Origin of the sequence: Ensifer sp. Root31 (assembly GCF_001424825.1) — a bacterium.
Lineage (GTDB): Bacteria > Pseudomonadota > Alphaproteobacteria > Rhizobiales > Rhizobiaceae > Ensifer > Ensifer canadensis.
Genome location: NZ_LMCO01000056.1, coordinates 43,311 through 66,418, shown reverse-complemented (window position 1 = coordinate 66,418; position 23,108 = coordinate 43,311). Strand labels below are relative to the sequence as shown.

Annotated in this window: 17 protein-coding genes; 10 read left to right on the top strand and 7 right to left on the bottom strand. The window is 64.6% G+C overall.

Going from position 1 to position 23,108, the window contains the following annotated elements:
* Positions 1-112: 112 nt before the first annotated feature.
* From ASD00_RS31845 to ASD00_RS31820, 6 genes are all read right to left on the bottom strand, one after another.
* Positions 113-1,774, bottom strand: a complete 1,662-nt coding sequence (locus ASD00_RS31845; protein ID WP_025427801.1) for a urocanate hydratase — start codon at positions 1,772-1,774, stop codon at positions 113-115.
* 311 nt (positions 1,775-2,085) lie between these two features.
* On the bottom strand, positions 2,086-2,415 hold the full coding sequence (locus tag ASD00_RS31840) for a TfoX/Sxy family protein (protein ID WP_025427802.1): 330 nt from the start codon (positions 2,413-2,415) through the stop codon (positions 2,086-2,088).
* A 111-nt stretch (positions 2,416-2,526) separates the two neighbouring features.
* Positions 2,527-3,624, bottom strand: coding sequence for a DUF917 domain-containing protein (locus ASD00_RS31835; RefSeq protein ID WP_025427803.1), 1,098 nt, complete (start codon positions 3,622-3,624; stop codon positions 2,527-2,529).
* Between the two features lies 1 nt (position 3,625).
* Positions 3,626-4,885 carry a Zn-dependent hydrolase gene (locus tag ASD00_RS31830; RefSeq protein WP_025427804.1) on the bottom strand — a complete coding sequence of 420 codons (1,260 nt, stop codon included), beginning with the start codon at positions 4,883-4,885 and terminating at the stop codon, positions 3,626-3,628.
* 8 nt (positions 4,886-4,893) lie between these two features.
* A complete protein-coding gene (locus tag ASD00_RS31825; protein WP_057211100.1) occupies positions 4,894-6,273 on the bottom strand; it encodes an amidohydrolase family protein in 1,380 nt (459 codons plus the stop codon).
* 42 nt (positions 6,274-6,315) lie between these two features.
* Positions 6,316-7,854, bottom strand: a complete 1,539-nt coding sequence (locus ASD00_RS31820; protein ID WP_057211099.1) for an aromatic amino acid lyase — start codon at positions 7,852-7,854, stop codon at positions 6,316-6,318.
* 209 nt (positions 7,855-8,063) lie between these two features.
* On the opposite strand from ASD00_RS31820, the gene ASD00_RS31815 reads away from it, so the two are divergent.
* Complete coding sequence (locus ASD00_RS31815; protein ID WP_025427807.1) at positions 8,064-9,260, top strand: LysR family transcriptional regulator; 1,197 nt, start codon at positions 8,064-8,066, stop codon at positions 9,258-9,260.
* Positions 9,261-9,492: 232 nt separating this feature from the next.
* Here the strand turns inward: ASD00_RS31815 and ASD00_RS31810 are convergent, their stop codons facing one another.
* Entirely contained in the window at positions 9,493-10,530 is a 1,038-nt protein-coding gene (locus ASD00_RS31810; protein ID WP_025427808.1) for a GlxA family transcriptional regulator, read from the bottom strand.
* Between the two features lie 108 nt (positions 10,531-10,638).
* On the opposite strand from ASD00_RS31810, the gene ASD00_RS31805 reads away from it, so the two are divergent.
* The 9 genes from ASD00_RS31805 to ASD00_RS31765 all read left to right on the top strand — a co-directional run bounded on the left by ASD00_RS31805 (position 10,639) and on the right by ASD00_RS31765 (position 23,079).
* Positions 10,639-11,541, top strand: a complete 903-nt coding sequence (locus ASD00_RS31805) for a 3-keto-5-aminohexanoate cleavage protein (protein WP_025427809.1) — start codon at positions 10,639-10,641, stop codon at positions 11,539-11,541.
* 11 nt (positions 11,542-11,552) lie between these two features.
* Entirely contained in the window at positions 11,553-13,043 is a 1,491-nt protein-coding gene (locus tag ASD00_RS31800; protein WP_025427810.1) for a carnitine 3-dehydrogenase, read from the top strand.
* Between the two features lie 277 nt (positions 13,044-13,320).
* Complete coding sequence (locus tag ASD00_RS31795) at positions 13,321-14,481, top strand: acyl-CoA dehydrogenase family protein (protein ID WP_025427811.1); 1,161 nt, start codon at positions 13,321-13,323, stop codon at positions 14,479-14,481.
* 230 nt (positions 14,482-14,711) lie between these two features.
* On the top strand, positions 14,712-16,778 hold the full coding sequence (locus tag ASD00_RS31790) for an acetate--CoA ligase family protein (protein WP_025427812.1): 2,067 nt from the start codon (positions 14,712-14,714) through the stop codon (positions 16,776-16,778).
* Positions 16,779-16,782: 4 nt separating this feature from the next.
* Entirely contained in the window at positions 16,783-17,565 is a 783-nt protein-coding gene (locus tag ASD00_RS31785; protein WP_025427813.1) for a carnitinyl-CoA dehydratase, read from the top strand.
* A 340-nt stretch (positions 17,566-17,905) separates the two neighbouring features.
* Positions 17,906-19,495, top strand: a complete 1,590-nt coding sequence (locus ASD00_RS31780; RefSeq protein ID WP_057211097.1) for an ABC transporter substrate-binding protein — start codon at positions 17,906-17,908, stop codon at positions 19,493-19,495.
* Complete coding sequence (locus tag ASD00_RS31775) at positions 19,495-20,610, top strand: ABC transporter permease (protein ID WP_025427815.1); 1,116 nt, start codon at positions 19,495-19,497, stop codon at positions 20,608-20,610. The genes ASD00_RS31780 and ASD00_RS31775 overlap by 1 nt, the downstream gene beginning before the upstream one ends.
* Positions 20,607-21,434, top strand: a complete 828-nt coding sequence (locus ASD00_RS31770) for an ABC transporter permease (RefSeq protein ID WP_025427816.1) — start codon at positions 20,607-20,609, stop codon at positions 21,432-21,434. The genes ASD00_RS31775 and ASD00_RS31770 overlap by 4 nt, the downstream gene beginning before the upstream one ends.
* Positions 21,427-23,079 carry an ABC transporter ATP-binding protein gene (locus ASD00_RS31765; RefSeq protein ID WP_025427817.1) on the top strand — a complete coding sequence of 551 codons (1,653 nt, stop codon included), beginning with the start codon at positions 21,427-21,429 and terminating at the stop codon, positions 23,077-23,079. The genes ASD00_RS31770 and ASD00_RS31765 overlap by 8 nt, the downstream gene beginning before the upstream one ends.
* The last annotated feature ends 29 nt before the right edge of the window (positions 23,080-23,108 follow it).

Here is a 23,108-nt window from a genome sequence, read left to right as displayed (position 1 = left end):
AAGTGCTACAACGACCTTCGCGCGTACGCGCGGCGCTGTAGCTCGCGCACTGCTCGATACCAAGGCGTCGACGATCCTCTCGGAGAGACGGTGGCAAGACGCCGGCCCCTGGCTATGTCAGGGCAATGTGCCCGATGCCCTTGGCGGCGATCTCCTCAAAACTCTCGTCGTAGCCGGCATCGGCGTAGCGGATGACGCCGAGTGCGGTGTCGTTGGTGAGCGCATGGTCGAGCCGCTCGTCGGCAGCTTGCGTGCCGTCGGCCACCACCGTCACGCCGCAGCTCGTCATGTAGCCGGCATAGCCGCCGCCGCCCGAATGCACGACGACGAGATCCGCCATCGAGGAGCAGAGCAGCATGGCGTCGAGCAGCGGCCAGTCGGCGATCGCGTCCGATCCGTCCTTCATCCGCTCGGTCATGATGTTGGGATGCGCCATGGCGCCGGCATCGAGGTGGTCGCGCGAAAAGGCGACTGGTCCCTTCAATTCGCCCGACGCCACCAGTTCGTTGACGCGACGGGCCAGCGCTGTGCGCTCACCATGGCCGAGCCAGGCGATGCGCGCCGGCAGGCCCTCGAACGGGATGTGCTCGCGTGCAAGCCTGATCCAGTTGGTGACGATCTTGTTGTCCGGGAACATTTCGAGTAGCAGGTCGTCGATGCGCGCGATGTCGCTCTCCTCGCCGGACAGAGCCATCCAGCGGAAGGGGCCGATGGCGCGGGCAAAGAGTGGGCGCAAATAGGCCTCGGTGAAGATTGGAATGTCGAAGGCGTTGGTAACGCCGCCCTCGCGCGCCTGGGTGCGGATGAGGTTGCCGTTGTCGAAGACTTCCGCGCCCTTTTTCTGAAACTCGAGCATCGCCGTAACATGCTCGACGATCGAGGCGCGGCTTGCGGCCATCAGCTGGCCCTGGCCGTCGTCACGCAGCGATTTCACCTGATCGACCGTCATGCCCTTCGGCACGTAGCCGTAGACGAGGTCGTGCGCCGAGGTCTGGTCGGTAACCACGTCGGGCACGATGCCGCGCCGGGCGATTTCCGGGTAGACCTCGGCGGCGTTGCCGATGAGCCCGACGGAGAGCGCCCGCTTGTCCCGGACCGCCGCATCGATCATCGCAAGTGCCGTATCCAGATCCGGTGCGATCTCCTGGAGGTAGCCGATCTCCCGGCGCTTCTTCGCCCGCTCCGGGTCGATATCGACGCAGAGGATGGCGGCGCCCGCCATGCGGCCGGCAAGCGGCTGCGCGCCCCCCATGCCGCCGAGCCCGGCCGTCAGCACGAAGCGGCCGGAAAGATCGCCGCCGAACCGCCGCTCGGCAATGCGCATGAAGATCTCGTAGGTGCCCTGGATCACCCCCTGGCTGCCGATATATTGCCAGGCCCCGGCCGTCAGCCCGCCCCAGCAGATCAGCCCCTTGCGTTGCAGCTCGTAGAAGACTTCGGCCTTGGCCCATTGGCCGACGATGTTGCAGTTGGCCATGATCACCAGCGGCGCCTTGGCATGGGTCTTGAGCAGCCCGACCGGCTTGCCGGACTGGATGATCAGCGTCTGGTCCTCGTCCATCTCGATCAACGTCTTGACGATGGCGCGGTGCGCCGGCCAGTTGCGCGCGGCCTTGCCGAGCGCGGCATAGACGATGAGGTTGTCCGGATCCTCGCCGACAGAAAGCACGTTTTCGAGTAGCCGCAGCAAGGCCTCCTGCCGCCAGCCCTTGGCGCGCAGCACCAGTCCGCCGGGGATCGGAAAGTTCGGGTGACGGGGGTTGGCCTTGGGCATCGTCTCGTTCCTCTTCGTTGTCGCGAGGCAGCTCGCTGCCCCTCACCCTAACCCTCTCCCCGCAAGGGGAGAGGGGATTGTTCACAGCTTGCGGCGAACATCGCGTGCGAAGCCGCTATGGTCCATCGCCCACAGGCCGGGGGCGTAAACGGCTCCCCTGCTCGCTGCCAACGCGCCATCTCATCACAATCGTGCCTCTCCCCTTCTCGGCGAGAAGAATAACCACGGCTTGCCGCCCCGGGTCGCAACGACGTCGCCTCTCCCCGCCTACGGGGAGAGGTTAGGGTGAGGGGCAAAACCACTCTCTGCATTCACTTCGGCGGCAACGTTTCGACGAAGGCAGTCGCCGCATCGATGAGCCGCTTGCGCACGGCGTCGTCGCCATAAGCGTCTGCCCCGGCCCGCACCCAGCCATGCATCGCGCGGCCGTTCATCACCATCAGTTCGACATCGGACAGCGCCAGCGCCCAGCCGTCATTGCCCTTGCCGAGCCGCACCAGCATCGATCCTTCGCGCGCGCCGCAGAGCAGGTTGCCGTTGAGCAGAAACGCCCAGCCGCCGAACATCGCCTTTTCCGACAGCCCCGGCCGCCCGGCGATCTCGTCCTTGATCAGTTCCTCAAGTCCCGCATCCCGCGCCATGACCTCTCTCCCCTGGCGTTTCCTGTGCACACGAAATCTGGAAACGCTTTACCTCATTGTTCTCTTGCATTTCCGGACGGAAAACCGCTTCGCGCTTTTCCTGGACATGCTCTACGACCGCCCGGCCAGAGCGTAGCGGGCGAGCTCTATGCCCATCGCCTTTTCGACCGAGGGGTAGACCGTCGGGTCGAGCACGCTGGACGCAAGCGGGATCACCGACTTCGGCACATGCAGCACGAAGATCGTCATGCCGACCCGCAGTTGGCCGACGCTCAAGGGTTCGCCCTCTGATGACAACGTGGTGATGACGTCAGGGAAGGTGGCAAGCCTCCGGCCTTCCGCAGAGTCAACCGCCATGTATTCATTCATCACGTGCAATACCGTTGAGTCAGCCCCCTTCCCCAGCGTCACCGTGCCGATGTCGAAGGCCTCCTTGGTGTAGGTGACCGACTTGTCGGTGATCGTGCCTTCGGCAAGGATCGCGCCATTGGTCGTCTTGACGATCGCATCGATCACCGCGCTGCCGCCCTTGGCTTCCGCCGCGATGATCGCCTCGCCGAGCGCCAGCGCCAGCGAGATGCCGCCGAGCGCCGCATTCGCCTTGACGTAGGACGCGCGGACCGGATTGCGGCACGAGGCGATGAAACCGCCGGACATGTCGGAGGCGGTGCGCAGGATCGGCGAGACCTTGGCGGTCGCGCCGCGGACCACCAGCTCGATATAGCGGTTCTCGTCGCGATTTCCCCCGACGGCGGTCTGGATCATCTGTTCAGGCGACCCGGCAAGGCCGATCGAGCCCATGTCGCCGGTCGGGTGCGCCCGGATGTCGCCGACCGCATCGACCACCTTGGTCCCGAGGATCGCCGATGGCAGCCAGCCATTGAGCGTCGAGGACTTGCCGTTCTGGCCGATGATCAGGCCCGAAAGCTTCTCGCCGAGCGCCTCCTGCAGCAGTTGCACCGCCTTGACGTAGTCGACGCCGCGCATTTCCCAGGGGGTGGTCGAGGCCGGCGCGCCGATGGCGGCTGCTGTCGCCACCCAGTCGTCGGCATCAAGCTCGTCGACCGACACCAGTTCCGGTTTGCCGATCGAGACCGCGGCATAGCCGAGCATGCGGCCGTGATCGGCCCAGCCGCCGCCGCCGGCGGCATAGACGGAGCCGCCCTTGACCGCAGCTTCGACATCCTTCTCCGTCAATATCCGACCCATCTCAAACCTTCTCCTGCAATTGTTTGTCGAGCCTTCTGACGGCATCGAAGAGCACGGCAGTGCCTAGCGCGATATCGTCGTTCTCCGCCCACTCGTCCGGGGCGTGCGAACGACCGCCCCGGCACGGAATGAAGATCATCGCCGAGCGGGTGATGCGCCCCATCCACGCGGTGTCATGCCCGGCTCCGGAGGCCATGCGCCGGTGGCGGGCACCGATCTGGCCGCAGCTTTCCTCCAGCGTCGAAAGCAGCAGCGGATCGCCGGGTGTGGGATGATTGTCGGAGATAACATTGGCGGGCGCGATGGTCACGCCGGCCTCACCGGCAACGCGCGCGGCAAGCGCGCCCAGTTCGACGATGAATTTCTCCATCTGCGGCTGCAGTTCGGCACGTGCATCGATCAGCAACCGCGCCCGCGACGGCACGACATTGGCGGCGTTCGGTTCGATCGAGAACTCGCCGACGGTCGCGGTGAAGTGTCCCTCGCCCTTGGAGAATTCGGTTGCCAGCGCCTCGATTGCCAGCACCAACCGGGAGGCTGCGACAAGCGCATCGCGCCGGTGGTCCATCGGTGTCGTGCCGGCATGGTCGGCCTGCCCTTCGACGATGATCTCGATGCGGGTGATGCCGGAGATCGCTGTGACGACGCCGATATCCAGGCGCCCGGTCTCCAGCACCGGCCCCTGCTCGATATGCAGTTCCAGAAAGGCCTTGATGTCGGAACGCTTGAGCGCTGGCAGCCGCGACGGATCGCCGCCAACTTCGACGATGCCCTGCCGCAGGCTCAGTTCGCCCTGCACCCGGCTCAGCCAGCCATCCGGCAGGATGCCGGCCATGCCGCGGCTGCCGACGCAGGAAACGCCGAAGATCGACACTTCCTCGGCAAGGAAATCGACGATCTCCAGGTCGTGATCGAGTTCGATGCCGCCGTCGGAAAGCGCGCGCGCCACTTCAAGTGCCGCGGCGACGCCGGCAATGCCGTCGAAGCGACCGCCCTCCGGCACCGTGTCGGAGTGGGAACCAAGCATCAGCGTTCCGAGCGCGGACTTTCGCCCCTTGCGCCGGCCGATGAGATTGCCGGCCGCATCGATGCGCGTCTCCAGCCCCGCCGCACGAAAGCGGCGATCGAGGAAGGCGCGGCCCTCCAGAAACAGCGGCGTGAAAGCCCGGCGGGTATAGGGCCGATCCGGCTCCGTGATCCCCGCAAGCCCGTTGACGATGCCGGCGATCCGGCTGGCATCCACCGGCAGATTGGTCTTGATGCTCGTGCTCATCGGGCCTCCTGCAAAGGCAAAGTCTGCAGCGGGCGAACGAAGGCGCCGGTGCCAGGCTTGGCGACGACGGCGCGCCCGTCAAAGGCAAGCGACCCGCGCAGATAGGTGGCAGACACCCGCCAGGGCAGCCTGATGCCGTTATAGGGCGACCAGCCGACGACGTTGTGACCGCTTGTCGCCGCATCATAGGTATAGGGCTCGGGCGTCATGACGATGATATCGGCGTCCTTGCCGGCCTCCAGCGCGCCCTTCTGGTGGTCGAGCCGGAAATGCCGCGCCGGGTTCAGCGTCATCAGCTCGGCCGCCCGCGTCAGCGGGATGCCGCGCTCAAGCGCGCCCTTGACGAACAGCGGCACCATGACCTCCAGACCCGGCACGCCGGAGGCATTGGCGAGCATGTCCGGATTGGTCTTGCGATCCTCCGACCAGCTGACATGGTCGGTCGAAACCATCGTCACCGTGCCATCGGCCACATGCCGCCATAGCTTTTCCACCTCGGCACGCGGGCGGATCGGCGGATTGATCTTCGCCTTGCCGCCAAGCCGGCGAACGTCGTTCTCCTCGTCGAGCGTCAGATAATGGATGCAGCATTCGATCGTCGCCGCGTGGCCCTGGCGCCGGTAGGCGTCGGCAATCTCGTAGCCGCGCCCGAGCGAGCAGTGGACCACATGCGCCGGGCATCCGGTCGAAGCACCCGTTTCGTAGATCTGGTTGGTCGCCAAGAGCTCGGTGAGCGGCGGACGGGAAAGGCCATGGGCGCGATAATCGGTGATCCCAGCGGCCCTGACCTTTTCGATCGCGCCGCGCACCGCCTCGTCGTCCTCGTTGTGCACCCCGGCTGTAAGCCCCGTCGGCGCGATCGCGCGAAAGCAATCCTCGAGCAGCGCTGCGGGAATGCGCGGAAAGCGCTTGGGGTCGGTGCCGAAGGTGGAGAACTTGAAGGCGGCAACGCCGGCCTCGACCATTTCGAGGATGCGGGCCGGCCCCTCCTCGGGGTCGACCGTGCCGTAGAGGGCGAAGTCGACCCGCGCCTGCGGGCTCGCATGGGCGACCTTGCGCCCAACGGCCTCCGCCGAGCAGACGAGATTGCCTTCGTCATAGGGCATGTCGACGATCGTGGTCACACCGCCGGCCGCGGCCGAGCGCGTCGACCAGACGAAATCCTCCTGGTTCTTCTGCGACAGCGAATGCACCTGCGCGTCTATGGCGCCGGGAAGGATCATTGCGCGTCCGAGATCGTGGCGTTCACGGGCAGCCGGTGCCACCCCCTGCCCGACATGCACGACCTTGCCATCGCGCACGGCCACATGTCCGCCTTCGACGATCCGGTGCGGGAGAACGATGGTGCCTTTCAGGACAAGATCGAAATCGGACATCGTGTTCTCTCCATCGGATCAGCCTTGTTGGATCAGCCTGGATCACTTGCTCAGCGCAAAGAAGTCGTCGAACTCCGGCATCGGCGCCATGGTGACGAAGGTGCGCAGCAGGTCATGGCAGGTAAACGCGCCTTGCAACGCCTCGATTTCCTTCGATAGCGGCCGGTCCTTCAGATAGATCGGGCTGATCGAGCGGGTGCGCTCATGCGCGAGCTTGACGATGCCGTGTGGCGCATCGCCGACAAGATCGATCGCCTGCGACGACAGGATCGCCTCGATCGCCGCCAACTGCCGCAGATCGCGCACCTGGGTTTCCATGCGCTCGACGATCAAAGGCAGGAAGGTCGCCTCTTCCTCCAACCCGCCGGCAACGACGATCGACTGGGCCGAAAGCGGCACCGCCATCGACTGCACGCGCATGTAGAGCTCGACCGCAAGCTTCATCAGCGGGCCGAGGCCGGTGGCGATTTCGCCCGGCGCCACCAGATTGACCGGCAGGTTGCGGCGCCCGCCGTTCGACAGAAGGATGCAACGGTTGAGCACGTTGCGCGCCACATGGGAAAACGCGATTTGCGCCGTTTCGACATAGAGCGTCGTGGTCAAGGGCAGCGAAGCACCCGAGGCATGCACCTGGCCGCCGAGCACCACCGGATTGTCGTCGGAAAGATAGGTCGCCTCGACCAGACGGCCGGCGGCAACCAGCAGCGTATCGACAACGGCGCCGAACACCTGTGCGGTCATGCGCAGGCTCAATGGGTCATGGATCGCCGTCGGCAAGGGCCAGTCGGAAACGCCCGATTGGCCGTAGAGCCAGGAGCCGACCAGCGCCTCGCCCCGCGTCGACAGCGTCGCGGCCACCCGCCACGGATCAGCCGAAGCGCCAAGCGCCTGCGACGACATCACGCCGGTCACCAGCAGCACGCGGATGGCCGCTGCCGCCTCGCGCAGCACGTCGGCGGCCGCCGAATAGGCAATCGCATTGACGCTGAGTGCCGCAAGCGCGTCGCGCGGCCGCATCACCAAAGCCGTCAGCCCGGCATCGGCAAGCGCCGTTTCGGCCGGAACCAGCCGGCCGCGATGATAGGCTTCGCCGACCCCGGTCAGAACGGCCGCGATCTGCCCCATCAGGCCGATATCGGCGCAGCCCATCGAGCCGTGCCGACGCACTGCCGGGATGATGTCGTGCTCGATGAGTGCGAGGAAGGCGTGGATCAGCTCGGGGCTGCATCCGGTATGCCCGCGCATCGCGGTGTTGCAGCGAATGGCGATGGCCTTGCGCACGATCGGCACCGCAAAAAATTCGCCGGTGCCGAAATGATGGGCACGCACCAAGGAGGTATTGAACTCCGCCAGATCGTCCGCCGTCCAGAGCCGGTCCTTCATCGAGCCGACGCCGGTGTTGGACCCGTAGACCGGCAGGCCGAGCGCGATGCGATCGGCGATCACCTTGTGGGCAGCCGCCACCCGCTCCATGCCGCCCTCGTCCGCGACCGGTCGCGCCGCACCCGAGCCGATTTCCTCGAGCGTCGCGAAGTCGAGCGGTTTTCCGCAGAGAACGATGGACTTGACCTGTTGCAGCATGCCTCGAGAACCTTACCACGCGATCCGCCTCGACGCCGAAACGATGCGTGGATGCAAAGACTTGATGCGATCCCGCCTCTATGGGCGAGGGATCGTCTGCCAGCATGCTATGCGTTTTGTTCGCTCTCGTGATATATCCCAAATCCGGAACGGCCGATGCCAAATTCTGAACATGGTGGCACCGACGATGCCGGCGGAGAACTTACGCAATGGATATCGCCACGATCCTGCTCGTCGAGGCCGTCATGCGCGAAGGCGGCATAAGGCGCGCCGCCACCTTGAGCAGCCGTGCGCCGTCGAGCGTCAGCGCCGCCGTTCGCCGCTTCGAACAGGCCGTTTCGATCCCGCTTTTCCGTCGCGACGGCGGCCTCGTGGCCCTAACGCTGGAGGCCCGTGCACGCCAGGCCGATGTGACCGAAGCAAGCGCCACAATCCGGGCGCTGCTGACTACGGCTAGCGGCGAACCACCGACTGCGATCCCGCCTGTCGGCCTCGTCGCCCTCGACCGTTTCGTCCGGATCGCCCGGGCCGGCAGCATCCGGGCGGCCGCCCGCACCCTCGGCCTTGGACAGCCGCAACTGACACGGCAGATCGCCGACCTCGAACGTCATCTGCAATGCCGGCTGCTCGGGCGGTCCCATGGCGGCATCGTCTGCACCCCGACAGCCCTCGGCATCATCCCTGAAGTCGAACGCCTGCTCGACATCTGGGCGCGGCTGACGCGCGCTTCGGCCGACCGGTTCCGCCGCGACGTCACCACCTGGCGCCTCGGCGCGGTCATGCCGCTCGGGCCGGAAAGCGAGATTGCCCGCATGCTGGCGGCGCTGACGGCCACTTGGCACCGCTCCCGCCCGCGGCAATCGCTGTTCATCTCCAGCACCACCGCCGACGAGCTTCTCGCCGGTCTCAAGAGCCGGCGCTTCGACGCCGCCCTGCTCGATATCGCCGGCATTCCACCAGATTTCGACGGCCGTCTCGTGTCCGAAACCGCACTGGTGCTCGCCGGTCCGGCACCGGCCCTTTCGGAAATGGGCGGCGATCTCCCCCGGCTGCTCGCCACCTGCCCGATCGCCGTTCCGAGCGTGCGAAGCGGCCTGCGCCGGGAGGTCACCCGCTTTCTCGATGACACGCTCACGGAGCATGAGCACCGCCGCGTGACACTGGTCGAGGTCGATTCCATCCCCGTCATCATCAACCTGGTCAGCCACCATGGCTATCTCTCGGTGCTGCCGGAAACCTCGCTGTCGCGGGTCCAGCGCCCACCCGCCATGATCCGGCTAGGGCCGCTCTACCGCCAGTCGCTGACGCTCATCTGGCCGCGCGGCGCCTTTTCCAGCGAGGTCGGCGACCTGATGATCGGCATGATGAAGACGGGTCCGCAGGCAGCGACAGCCTCGCCAGCGTAATCGGGATCGCCGGAATCAGTTCTTCACGATCTGCCGTCAAACAGCTGAAACGACTCAGGAATACCGCACCGTTGAATCAGCTCATGAGGTGCATCGTCGCCTCAAAGCCGGTGTCTCCACCTGAGCAGCTAAAGCGCGTCGCGATCTTTCGGATTCGCTTGCTGCGCTTTAAGCTCTTGTTTTTTCGCATGTCGTCATCGCAAAACCGCTGAACACTTTTGCGCGACGTGCCTTAGGGATGTCCAGTCGCCTTGGCCTTGCCGATCGCACCCTCCGGCGAACGGCCGCGATCCTCGGCTCCATGGCCAAGCTTCAGCCGACGACGCGTCTCGCTCGGGCTCTCGCGGTAATGGGCGCGGTAGCTGCGCGAGAAGGATGATGACGAATTGAAGCCGGTGATCGCGGCGATGTCGGCAAATTCCATGCGCGTCTCGATCACCTTACGCCGCGCCGCATTAAGGCGCAGCGCCAGGTAATGTTCGTGCGGCCCCACCCCCATCGTGTCGCGAAACAGGTCCCGCAGGTGCCGGGCACCGACGCCGATGCGGCGGGCGAGCCGCGCGAGCGTCAAAGGCGCCTCAACCGTTTCCTCCATCAGCTTGACCGCGGCGCCGACACGGGGGTCGAGGATGCGCATGTTGCCGATCGCCGGCATCTGCAGGAGGTCGCCGCGGGTGCGCTCCTGTTCGTAGATGAACAGGCGCGACACTTCGAGCGCCAGCGAATAGCCGTGCGCCCGGCGGATCAGCTCCAGCATCAGGTCGAGCGTCGGCAGGGAGCCGCCGGTGGTGATGCGCTTGCCGTCGATGACGAACCGTTCGCGCACCATCGTCACCTGCGGATAGGTGGCGGTAAAATCCTCGAAATCCTCCCAGTGGGTGGTGGCTTTGGAATTGTCGAGCAAGCTGGTTTCGGCAAGCAGCCAGGAGCCGGATTCGATGCCCGCCATCAGCTCGCGATGGCGCGCCGTCTGCGACAGCATCATCTTCAGCTGCGAGGTGGCGCTCCGCTGCCAATTGTAGCTCGACAGGATGAAGAGCGGCGCCGTTTCGCGCTGTGGTCGGAAAGCGCCTGCAACCGGAATGGGGATGCCGCTCTTGGTTTCGATCGGCTCGCCGTCAGGGCTGTAGAGCGTCCAGCTGTAGAGCGGCCGGCCGGCGATGCGGTTGGCAGCGCGCATCGGCTCGATCACCGAGGCAACGAGGATCAGGTTGGTCTCCGGCAACACCAGGATGTCGGCGTGCTGCACCTGCGAAACGCTCTGATCCATTCGCAAACTTCTCCTTATCGTTGCCGATAATGTACAAGATAGAACCGATTATGAAAAGCAGAGCCGCCGTTCTTGGCTCGTAATGGCTTTAATAAAAGGGAGACTGCAATGCCGCTCAGCATGAACCGCGAGGTATTCATCACCTGTGCCGTCACCGGCGCCGGAGACACCGTTTCAAAGTCCAGCCACGTTCCGATCACGCCAAAGCAGATTGCCGATGCGGCGATTGAAGCCGCCAAGGCGGGTGCTGCCGTGGCCCACTGCCACGTCCGCGATCCGGACACCGGCGCCCCTGCCCGCAGGCTCGATCTCTACCGCGAAGTCACCGACCGCATCCGCTCCGCCGATGTCGATGTCGTGCTCAACCTGACAGCCGGCATGGGCGGGGACCTGGTTTTCGGCAATGTCGAAAGCCCGTTCCCGGTCAACGAAAAAGGCACCGACATGGCCGGCGCCACCGAGCGCGTTGCCCATGTCGCCGACTGCCTGCCGGAAATCTGCACGCTCGACTGCGGCACCATGAACTTCTCGCTCGGCGACTATGTCATGACCAACACGCCGTCGATGCTGCGCGAAATGGCGCGGCAGATGACGGCGCTCGGTGTCCGCCCCGAGATCGAGGCCTTCGACACCGGCCACCTCTGGTTCGCCAAGCAGCTCGCCGAGGAAGGGCTGATCGAGGATCCGGTGCTGATCCAGCTCTGCATGGGCATTCCGTGGGGGGCGCCTGATGACCTCAACACCTTCATGGCCATGGTCAACAACGTGCCGGATAACTGGACCTTCTCTGCCTTCTCAATCGGCCGGAACGCGCTTGCCTACCCGGCAGCAGCAGTCCTTGCCGGCGGCAACGTCCGCGTCGGCCTCGAAGACAATCTCTATATCGGCAAGGGCCAGCTCGCGACCAACGGTCAGCTCGTCGAAAAGGCAGTCGGCCTCATCGAGGGCATGGGTGCCAAGATCATCGGGCCGGATGAGGTCCGCAAGAAACTGAAGCTGACGAAGCGCTGAGCGGGGATATCATGAGCCTTATAACGAAAGCAGCCTGCGTCGGTGGCGGCGTCATCGGCGGCGCCTGGGTAGCGCGGTTTGCGCTTGCCGGCATCGATGTGAAGATCTTCGACCCGCATCCGGAGGCAGAACGCATCATCGGCGAAGTCATGGCCAATGCCGAGCGCGCCTATGCGATGCTGACCATGGCGCCGCTGCCGCCGAAGGGAAAACTCACCTTCTGCAAAAGCATCGAGGAAACGGTCAAGGACGCTGATTGGATTCAGGAAAGCGTGCCCGAGCGGCTGGAGCTGAAGCGCGGCGTCATCACTCAGATCGATGCCGCCGCAAGACCTGACGCGCTGATCGGCTCCTCCACTTCGGGGCTGCTACCATCCGACCTGCAGGCCGAGATGAAGCACCCCGAGCGCATGTTCGTGGCGCACCCGTATAACCCCGTCTACCTGCTGCCGCTCGTCGAACTCGTCGGCGGCAAGAAGACGTCGAAGGCGACGATCGAGCGCGCCATGCAGGGCGTCGAACAGATCGGCATGAAGGGCGTCGTCATTGCCAAGGAGATCGAGGCCTTCGTCGGCGACCGTCTGCTGGAAGCGCTCTGGCGCGAGGCGCTGTGGCTGATCCAGGATGACATCTGCGATACCGAGACGCTCGACAATGTCATGCGTTACTCCTTCGGCATGCGCTGGGCGCAGATGGGTCTGTTCGAGACCTACCGCATCGCCGGCGGCGAAGCCGGCATGCGCCACTTCCTTGCCCAGTTCGGCCCCTGCCTGAAATGGCCCTGGACCAAGTTCACCGATGTCGTCGATCTCGACGATGCGCTGGTGGAGAAGATCGGTGCACAGTCGGACGCGCAGGCCGCCGGCCGCTCGATCCGCGAGCTCGAGCGCATCCGCGACGAAAACCTCGTCGGCATCATGCATGCGCTGAAATCGGGCAATGGCGGCGAAGGCTGGGGCGCCGGCAAGCTGCTTGCCGACTTCGAGGCGAAGCTCTGGGCCAACGCCAAGAAGCCTGAAGCCGATCTCGGCGACGTCAAGCCGCTGCACATTCTCGACACCAAGGTCAGCGCCGCCTGGGTCGACTATAACGGCCACATGACCGAGCACCGCTATCTCCAGGTGTTCGGCGATACCTCCGACGGCCTGCTGCGCCTGATCGGCGTCGACCTCGACTATGTCCGCGACGGCCACAGCTACTACACGGTCGAGACCCATATCCGGAACCTCGGCGAGGCCAAGCTCGGCGATGCGCTCTATTCGACCTGCCAGCTTCTGTCGTCGGACGAGAAGCGCCTGCATCTCTTCTCGACGATCTACAATGCCGAAACGAAGGAAGCCATCGCAACCGCCGAGCAGATGATGCTGCACGTCGACAGCAAGGCCGGCAAATCGGTCGCTGCCCCAGCCAAGGTCCTGGACAAGCTGAAGGCGATCACCGAGGCCCACGCCGGCCTGCCGACGCCCGAAGGTGCCGGACGGTTCGTCGGCCAGAAGCGCTAACGGACGGCTCCTTCGACGTGGAAGGGGCAGTCTTTGCGGGAAAAGTCGGGCGACGGCCGCCCCTCATCCCGCTGCCGCGACCTTGTCCCCGTCAACGGGCGAAGGAACATGCTGCAGCCGCTCGCCCCTGTCTTCGGCAGTAGGAGCGCAGCCGCAAAGAGTCCCCTCTCCCCGCCTGCGGGGAGAGGGTTAGGGTGAGGGGCAGGCAACCGCGCATGCCAGCGGCCGATGGGGAGATCGGCCAGAGGGCAGGCAGATAAATTGCGAGGGAGAACACATGAATTTCGCACTGACCGATGAACAGCAGATGATCGTCGACACGGTCCGCAGCTTCGTCGAGACCGAAATCTATCCGTATGAGGACGAGGTCGAGCGCACGGGTATCGTGCCGCCCGAACTGGGCCAGGATATTGCCCGCAAGTGCAAGGAAATCGGCTTCTTCGGCTGCAATTTCCCCGAAGAGGTGGGCGGCGCCGGTCTCGACCATACGTCCTTCACGCTGGTCGAACGCGAGCTCGGCCGCGGCTCGATGGGCCTCACCGTCTTCTTCGGCCGCCCTTCGGGCATCCTGATGGCCTGCAACGACGAGCAGCGCGAAAGATACCTGCTGCCGGCGGTCAAGGGCGACAAGTTCGACGCGCTCGCCATGACCGAGCCGGATGCCGGCTCCGACGTGCGCGGCATGAAGTGCTTTGCCCGCAAGGACGGCGACGACTGGATCGTCAACGGCACCAAGCATTTCATCAGCCATGCGGACATCGCCGATTTCGTCATCGTCTTCATCGCAACGGGTGAAGAGGACACACCGCGCGGGCCAAAAAAGAAGATCACCTGCTTCCTCGTCGACCGCGGCACGCCCGGCTTCGAGATCCGCAAGGGTTACAGCTCCGTCTCCCACCGCGGTTACAACAACTGCATCCTGACCTTCGACGACTGCCGCCTGCCCTCCGCCCAGATCCTCGGCGAAGTACACAAAGGCTTCGACGTCGCCAACGACTGGCTGTTCGCCACACGGCTGACGGTGGCTGCGACCTCGGTCGGCCGCGCGCGTCGCGCCTTCGATTACGCGCTGAACTACGCCGCCGAGCGCAAGCAGTTCGGCAAGCCGATCGGCGCCAACCAGGGCGTCTCCTTCAAGCTCGCCGACATGATCACCGAGATCGACGCCGCCGATCTGCTGACGCTTTCGGCCGCCTGGCGCCTCGACCAGGGCCTGCCCTCCAACCGCGAGATCGCCTCTGCCAAGGTCTACGCCACCGAAATGCTTGCCCGCGTCACCGACGAGGCGATCCAGATCTTCGGCGGCATGGGGCTGATGGACGACCTGCCGCTCGCCCGCTTCTGGCGCGACGCCCGCGTCGAGCGCATCTGGGACGGCACCTCCGAGATCCAGCGCCACATCATCAGCCGCGACCTGCTGCGGCCGCTCGGAGCGTAACGAATGATCGAGCGGCGCTCCTCCCCACCCCTCATTCCTGTGCCCGTCACAGGAATCCAGCAGCGGCACGTCCGTGCCGCGATTGACCCTTTGACGAACACCAGACCCGACACCGCCTCCAAGGCAGAAACACTCTTCACCGGCTTGCCGATGCAAGACGGCTGGATTCCTGTGACGAGCACAGGAATGAGGGCGTCGCGAAACACAGGAACGTGGGAGTGTCTGATTAGATGACCCAAACACCCCGTTCCCTCGACAGGCTGATCCGACCAAAATCCATCGCCGTCTTCGGCGGCAAGGAGGCGCGGCGGGTCATCGAACAATGCGACAAGATGGGCTTCGCCGGCGATATCTGGCCGGTGCATCCGAGGGAGGACCAGATCCTCGGACGCAGGTGCTACCGCTCGGTCGCCGACCTTCCCGGAGCACCGGACGCGTCCTTCGTCGGCGTCAATCGGCAGCTCACCATCGACATCATCGCGGCGCTTTCGGCGCGCGGTGCCGGCGGCGCCGTCTGCTATGCCTCGGGTTTTCGCGAGGCGGCAAGCGAACTCGATGACGGCAACGACATGCAGGAAGCGCTCGTTGCCGCTGCCGGCGACATGCCAATCGTCGGCCCGAATTGTTACGGCTTCATCAACATGCTCGACGGCGCCCTGCTCTGGCCCGACCAGCACGGTATGCAGCGCGTCGAAAGAGGCGTTGCCGTCCTGACGCAATCCTCCAACATCGCTTGCAACATCTCGATGCAGACGCGCGGCCTGCCGCTCGCCTATCTCATGACCGCCGGCAACCAGGCGCAGACCGGCCTGTCCGACATCGCCTGCGCCGTGCTGGAAGATCCGCGCGTCACTGCCGTCGGCCTGCATATCGAGGGTTTCGACAGCATTGCAGCGCTCGAGCGGCTGGCAACGCGCGCCCGTGAACTCGGCAAGCCGGTCGTGACTTTGAAGGTCGGCAAGTCGGAGGCAGCCCAGCTTGCCACGGTCTCGCACACGGCCTCGCTTGCCGGCAACGACCGGGTCTCCTCCGCACTTCTCGCCCGCCTCGGCATCGGCCGCGTCGACACGCTGCCGGCGCTGCTGGAAACGTTGAAGCTGCTGCATGTCGCCGGCCCGCTCGAAAGCAGCGAGATTTCCTCGATGAGCTGTTCGGGCGGCGAGGCCTCGCTGATGGCGGATGCCGGCGTGCGCTATCGCGTCAACTTCCGGGCACTGAAGGAAGAACAGCGACGCCCCCTGAAGGAAAGCCTCGGCGAGATGGTGACGATCGCCAACCCGCTCGACTACCACACCTTCGTCTGGGGCAACCGCGAGAAACAGACGACCGCCTTCAGCGCGATGATGAAGGGCGGCTATGCGCTCAACCTGATCGTGCTGGACTTCCCCCGCCAGGACCGCTGCGACGCGGCCGACTGGGTGACGACCTGCGACGCGGTGATCGATGCGGCAAACGCGACCAGCGCCCGCGCCGGTATCGTCGCCAGCCTCGGCGAAAACATGCCGGAACAGACGGCACTCTCTCTGATGGCTGCCGGTGTCATCCCCTTCTTTGGGATCGACGAGGCGTTGGCAGCCGTCGAGACCGCTGCCGGCATCGGCGCGGCCTGGGCCAGACCCGCACCGCCGAAGCTCCTGAACGGCGGCGTTTCAGGCGGTGGCAATGCCATCACCCTTAGCGAACATGAAGCCAAGACCGAGCTTGCGGCTTCGGGCCTTAAGGTTCCGCCGGGCACGACCGCATCGACGCCGCAAGAGGCCGCCACGGCAGCCGAAAGCCTCGGTTTCCCCGTCGTGCTCAAGGGGCTGGGCGTCGCCCACAAGACCGAGGCCGGGGCCGTCAAGCTGAACCTTGCAAGCAGTGCCGAGGTGCTTAGCGCCGCGGAAGGCATGGCTGCCGTGGCATCGGGTTATCTCATCGAGAAGATGGTGGCAAAACCCGTGGCCGAACTCATCATCGGCGCGATGCGCGATCCCGTCGCGGGCCCGGTGCTGACCATCGGCGCCGGCGGCATCCTCGTGGAACTGCTGGATGATTCCGCAATCCTGACGCTGCCGACGACGCCGGAGCTGATCCGCGAGGCGATCGACGGACTGAAGATCAGGAAGTTGCTCGACGGCTACCGCGGCGGACCGAAGGGCGATTTCGCGGCCCTTGCCGACGCTGTCGCCGCTGCGGCATCCTATGTCGTTTCAAACGCTTCAAACCTCGAAGAACTCGATATCAATCCTTTAATGGTGTTACCGGAAGGCCATGGAGCCATCGCCGCCGACGCCCTGATCCGCCGGAGGAACTGACGCCATGACCGGACCGATCCTTACCCGCCGCGAAGGCGGCATTCTCGAAGTCACGATCGACCGGCCGAAGGCGAACGCCATCGACCTGAAGACCAGCCGGGTGATGGGCGAGATCTTCCGCGACTTTCGCGACGACGACACGCTGCGCGTCGCCATCATCACCGGGGCCGGCGAAAAATTCTTCTGTCCGGGATGGGACCTGAAGGCGGCGGCGGCCGGCGATGCTGTCGATGGCGACTACGGCATCGGCGGCTTCGGCGGCATGCAGGAACTGCGCGATCTCAACAAGCCTGTGATATCAGCCGTCAACGGCATCTGCTGCGGTGGCGGCCTCGAAATCGCGCTTTCCACCGATCTGATCCTCGCAGCCGAGCACGCCACCTTCGCGCTGCCGGAAATCCGCTCCGGCACCGTCGCCGACGCCGCCTCGATCAAGCTGCCGAAGCGCATCCCCTATCACATCGCCATGGACATGCTCCTGACCGGCCGCTGGCTCGATGTCGTCGAAGCCAACCGCTGGGGCTTCGTCAACGAGATCCTGCCCGCCGACAAGCTGATGGCGCGCGCCTGGGAGCTCGCCCGCCTGCTCGAGAGCGGCCCGCCGCTCGTCTATGCCGCCATCAAGGAAGTGGTGCGCGCAGCCGAGGGCGAGACCTTCCAGGCGACGATGAACAAGATCACCCGCCGGCAGTTCAAGACTGTCGACATTCTTTATTCGAGCGAGGACCAGCTGGAGGGCGCAAAGGCGTTTGCCGAGAAGCGCGACCCGGTCTGGAAGGGGCGCTGACAGACGCTGCCACGGGCGGCGCAGGACTGACGACGGGCCGGTGAACCGGCAAAGCGACGTCACGGAACGTGTGGGGTCTCCCGCGCGCCGCCGAAGGCCTATCCATAAATGTAGCTTATGGAAATGAATTATAATTTAGGACGTTACAAGGTGCAATCGAGCGATTAGGCTTATCGATCTGAAGCCAAGAGCGTCCGCCCGAGAAAGGAGAAACGAGGCAAGCGAAGACAAAAAATGGGCCCAAACGGCCGATCCGAAAGCCATCCGCAAGGTGGCGGTACGCAGCAATCTCTACCAACCACAACGAACGGCGAATGCCGACACAGAAGGGAACAGGGGAATGAGCGATTACAAGGATTACCTCACACGACAGGTCATGCTCGGCAGGATGAACCGGCGTGAATTTCTCGGACGCGCGGCTGCAGCCGGCATCCTCGCATCGACGGCAGGAACACTGTTTGCCACCAGCGCCGCGGCCCAGGAGCCGAAGCGCGGCGGCCATCTGAAACTCGGCCTCGAAGGCGCTGCCGCGACCGACTCGAAAGATCCGGCCAAGGCACTCTCGCAGTTCATGTTCGTCGTCGGCCGCAACTGGGGCGACATGCTGGTCGAAAGCCATCCGACCACCGGCGCACCCGTGCCGGCGCTCGCCGAATCCTGGGAGCCATCTGCCGATGCCTCGACCTGGACCTTCGCCATCCGCAAGGGCGTGAAGTTCCACGACGGCAAGGAACTGACCGTCGACGACGTCATCAAGACGCTGCAGCGCCACACCGACGAGAAGTCGGAGTCCGGCGCGCTCGGCGTGATGAAATCGATCGAGGAGATCAAGGCCGACGGCGACAAGCTGGTGCTGAAGCTGACGGAGGGCAATGCCGATCTGCCGCTGCTTCTGTCCGACTATCACCTGATCATCCAGCCGAATGGTGGCATCGACGCTCCCGACGCCATGATCGGCACCGGACCCTTCAAGGTGGCGAGCTTCGAGGCCGGCGTTCGCGCCACCTTCGAGCGAAACACCGACGACTGGCGGACGGATCGCGGCTTTGTCGATTCGGTCGAGCTGATTGCAATCAACGATGCCACCGCTCGCATCGCGGCCCTTTCCTCCGGTCAGGTCCACTTCATCAACCGCGTCGATCCGAAGACCGTCAATCTCCTGAAGAAGGCGCCGACCGTCGAGATCCTGAACACGTCCGGCCGCGGCCACTACGTCTTCATCATGCACTGCAACACTGCGCCGTTCGACAATATCGACCTGCGCATGGCGCTGAAATATGCGATGGACCGCGAGACCATGGTCGAGCGCATCCTCGGCGGTTACGGCAAGGTCGGCAACGACTTCCCGATCAACGACACCTACGCCCTCTTCCCCGAAGGCATCGAGCAGCGCGCCTATGACCCCGACAAGGCGGCCTTCCATTACAAGAAGTCCGGCCACAGTGGCTCGGTGCTGCTGCGCACCTCCGACGTCGCCTTCCCAGGCGCCGTCGATGCGGCCGTGCTCTACCAGGAAAGCGCGAAGAAGGCAGGCATCGAGATCGAGGTCAAGCGCGAACCGGGCGACGGCTACTGGACGAACGTCTGGAACGTCCAGCCGTTCTCCACATCCTACTGGGGCGGGCGCCCGACCCAGGACCAGATGTATTCGACAGCCTATCTGTCCACCGCCGACTGGAACGACACGCGCTTCCTGCGCCCCGACTTCGACAAGATCCTGCTCGAGGCACGCTCCGAACTGGACGAGACCAAGCGCAAGGACATGTATCGCACCATGGCGATGATGGTGCGCGACGAAGGCGGCCTGATCCTGCCGATGTTCAACGACTTCGTGAACGCCTCCACCAAGCAGGTGAAAGGCTACGTCCACGATATCGGCAACGACATGTCGAATGGCTACGTCGCGACCCGCGTCTGGCTCGACGCCTGATGATGGAAAGCGGACCGATGACTGGTCCGGTTCCGACGGATGGGACCGCGGATGGAGCACATCCGCGGTCTGCCGATCTTTCCGGTGTACCAGCAAAACCCAACCCCGCCGACGCCCAGGGCGAACTCGGTGGCACCTTCAGGCGGCGCTTTATCTTTCGCCGTCCTCTCGCGGCGCTGATCCTTCAGCGCCTCGGCCTGAGCGTCGGCCTGCTCTTTGCCGTGTCGCTGATGATCTTCGGCGGCATCGAGGCGCTTCCCGGCGACTTCGCCACCACCTATCTCGGCCAGTCGGCAACGCCGCAGGCGGTGGAAAACATCCGCAAGGACCTCGGCCTCGACAAGCCCTGGAGCGAGCGTTACCTCTCCTGGCTCGGCGGCGCCGTGCAAGGCGACTTCGGCACCTCCTGGGCCAGCAAGAACTCGGTCGGGGAACAGATCGGCAAGCGTCTCGGCAATTCGCTGTTCCTCGCTTTCTTCGCCGCGCTCGTCTCCGTGCCGCTTGCCGTCGGCTTGGGCATGCTGGCGGTGCAGTTCCGCAACCGGCTGCCGGACAAGATCATCAACGTCGTCTCACTGGCGGCCATCTCGCTGCCCGAGTTCTTCGTCGGCTATCTCCTGATCATGTTCTTCGCCGTCAAATTCGGCGTCGCCACCTTCCCGGCGACGGTCTATGACAGCATGACCTTCAGCGAGCGGCTTTCGGCGATCGCGCTTCCGGTCGCAACCCTCGTGCTCGTCGTTCTCGCCCACATGATGCGCATGACCCGAGCGGCGATCCTCAACGTCATGTCGTCGGCCTATGTCGAGACGGCCGAACTCAAAGGGCTTGGCATGTTCCGCATCATCGCCCGCCACGCCGCTCCCAATGCCGTGGCACCTGTTATCAACGTCATCGCGCTCAACCTTGCCTATCTCGTCGTCGGCGTCGTCGTGGTCGAGGTGGTGTTCGTCTATCCCGGCATGGGGCAATACATGGTGGATGCCGTGACCGTGCGCGACATGCCGGTCGTGCAGGCCTGCGGCCTGATCTTCGCGGCTTTCTACATCTTCCTCAACATGGCGGCCGACATTATCGCCATTCTCGCCAACCCGAGACTGAGGCATCCGCGATGAACCTGAGATCCATCCCCCTTAGCGCCTGGATCGGCATCGCCGGCATCGCCATTGCGATCTTCTGCGCCCTGTTCGCCCCTGTCATCGCCCCCTTCGGCGAACGCGAGGTCGTCGGCGACGTCTGGCTTCCTTCCGGTGGCGACTTCCTGCTCGGCACCGACAATCTCGGGCGCGACCTGCTGTCGCGCCTGATCTACGGCGCCCGCACCACCATCTTCGTGGCGCTGGCGGCAACCGTGCTGTCCTTCTCGCTCGGCATGATCCTCTCCTTCACCGCCGCGGTCATGGGCGGGTTCGTCGACCAGTTCTTCTCCCGCTTCAACGATCTGATGATGGCGATCCCGACGCTGATCTTCGCCCTCGTCGTGCTGGCGGTGCTGCCGCAGCATCTGTGGATCCTGATCCTGGTCATGGCCGTGCTCGATTCCACCCGCGTGTTCCGCATCGGCCGCGCGGTCGCGCTCGATGTCGCGGTCATGGAGTTCGTCGAGGCGGCCAGACTAAGAGGCGAAGGCAGCGTCTGGATCATCTTCCGCGAGATCCTGCCCAACACGTTGTCGCCGCTGCTTGCCGAGTTCGGCCTGCGCTTTGCCTTTTCCATCCTGTTTCTTTCCACCCTCTCCTTCCTCGGCCTCGGCATCCAGCCGCCGGCCGCCGACTGGGGCGGCATGGTCAAGGACAACAAGGATGGCATCATCTTCGGCATATCAGCTGCCCTGATCCCGGGTGCTGCGATCGCGACACTGGCGATCTGCGTCAACCTCGTGGTCGACTGGCTGATGAAGAGAACCTCCAGCCTGAAAGGAGGGCGTGGCGATGCCTGAGGCTTCACCTGACAAGAACACGCTTCTTTCCGTCAAGAACCTGAAGATCGAAGCGACCAGCTATCCCCCGGGCGAGCCACCGAAAACCGTGACCCTGGTCGAAGGCGTTTCCTTCGACCTCCAGAAGGGCAAGGTGCTTGGCCTGATCGGCGAATCCGGGGCCGGCAAGTCGACCATTGGCCTGTCGGCGCTCGCCTATGGCCGCGGTGGCGTGCGCATCACCGGGGGCCAGGTGCTGCTCGACGGCAAGGATATCCTGCCGCTCGACAAGAACGGCATCCGCTCGATCCGCGGCGCCCGCGTCTGCTACGTCGCACAGTCGGCGGCCGCCGCCTTCAACCCGGCGCACCGGCTCGGTGATCAGGTGATCGAGGCATCGCTTCGCCACGGCATCATGAACCGCGAGGAAGCAAAAAAGCGTGCGCTCTACCTGTTCCAGGTGCTCGGCTTGCCGAATCCGGAAAGCTTCGGCGAGCGTTATCCTCACCAGGTTTCCGGCGGTCAGTTGCAGCGGGCGATGACCGCTATGGCGCTCTGCCCCAACCCGGAGCTGATCGTCTTCGACGAGCCGACGACGGCGCTCGACGTGACGACCCAGATCGACGTGCTCGCCGCGATCAAGCACGCGATCGAGGAAACGCACACCGCAGCCCTCTACATCACCCATGACCTTGCCGTTGTCGCCCAGATCTCCGACGACATCATGGTGCTGCGCCACGGCAAGACGGTGGAGTACGGCACCACCAAACAGGTGATCGAGGCTCCGGCCGAAGACTATACCCGGGCACTGGTCAGCGTACGCCAGACCAAGCGCGAAGAAGCGCCGGACCAGACCGGCACGCAATTGAAGATCGAGCATATCAGCGCTGGCTATGCCAACGGCTTCAAGGTGCTGCACGACGTTTCCATGCATCTGCCCAAGGGCCAGACGTTGGCGATCGTTGGCGAAAGCGGTTCCGGCAAGTCGACGCTGGCGCGCGTCATCACCGGCCTCTTGCCGCCGACCGAAGGGCGCATCACCTTCGAAGGCAAGGAACTGCCGCGCGCCTTGAAGGGCCGCAGCAACGACGAACTGCGCCGCATCCAGATGATCTACCAGATGGCCGATACGGCGATGAACCCGCGCCAAACGGTGCGCGACATCGTCGGCCGACCGCTGTCCTTCTACTTCGGCATGCATGGCGCCAAGAAGACGGCGCGGGTCAAGGAACTGCTCGACCAGATCGAGATGGGAACGAAGTTCCTCGATCGCTATCCGGCCGAGCTTTCCGGCGGCCAGAAGCAGCGCGTCGCCATTGCCCGGGCGCTCGCCGCGGAGCCGGAACTCATCCTCTGCGACGAGCCAACCTCGGCCCTCGACCCGCTGGTGGCCGAAGGCATCCTGAATCTGCTTTTGAAGCTTCAGGAGGAAACCGCTGTTTCCTATGTCTTTATCACCCACGACATCGCCATCGTCCGGGCGATTGCCGACAGCGTCGCGGTGATGCATCGCGGCCGGCTGGTGCGTTTCGGCCCGAAGTCCAAGGTGCTGGCACCGCCCTTCGACGACTATACCGACCTGTTGCTAAAGTCCGTTCCCGAGATGGAAATCGGCTGGCTGGAGCGGGTGCTGACGACCCGCCGCATGGAAAGTGCGGGCAACTGAGGGCCAGCGCCGAAAGTGCCTACGTAGTC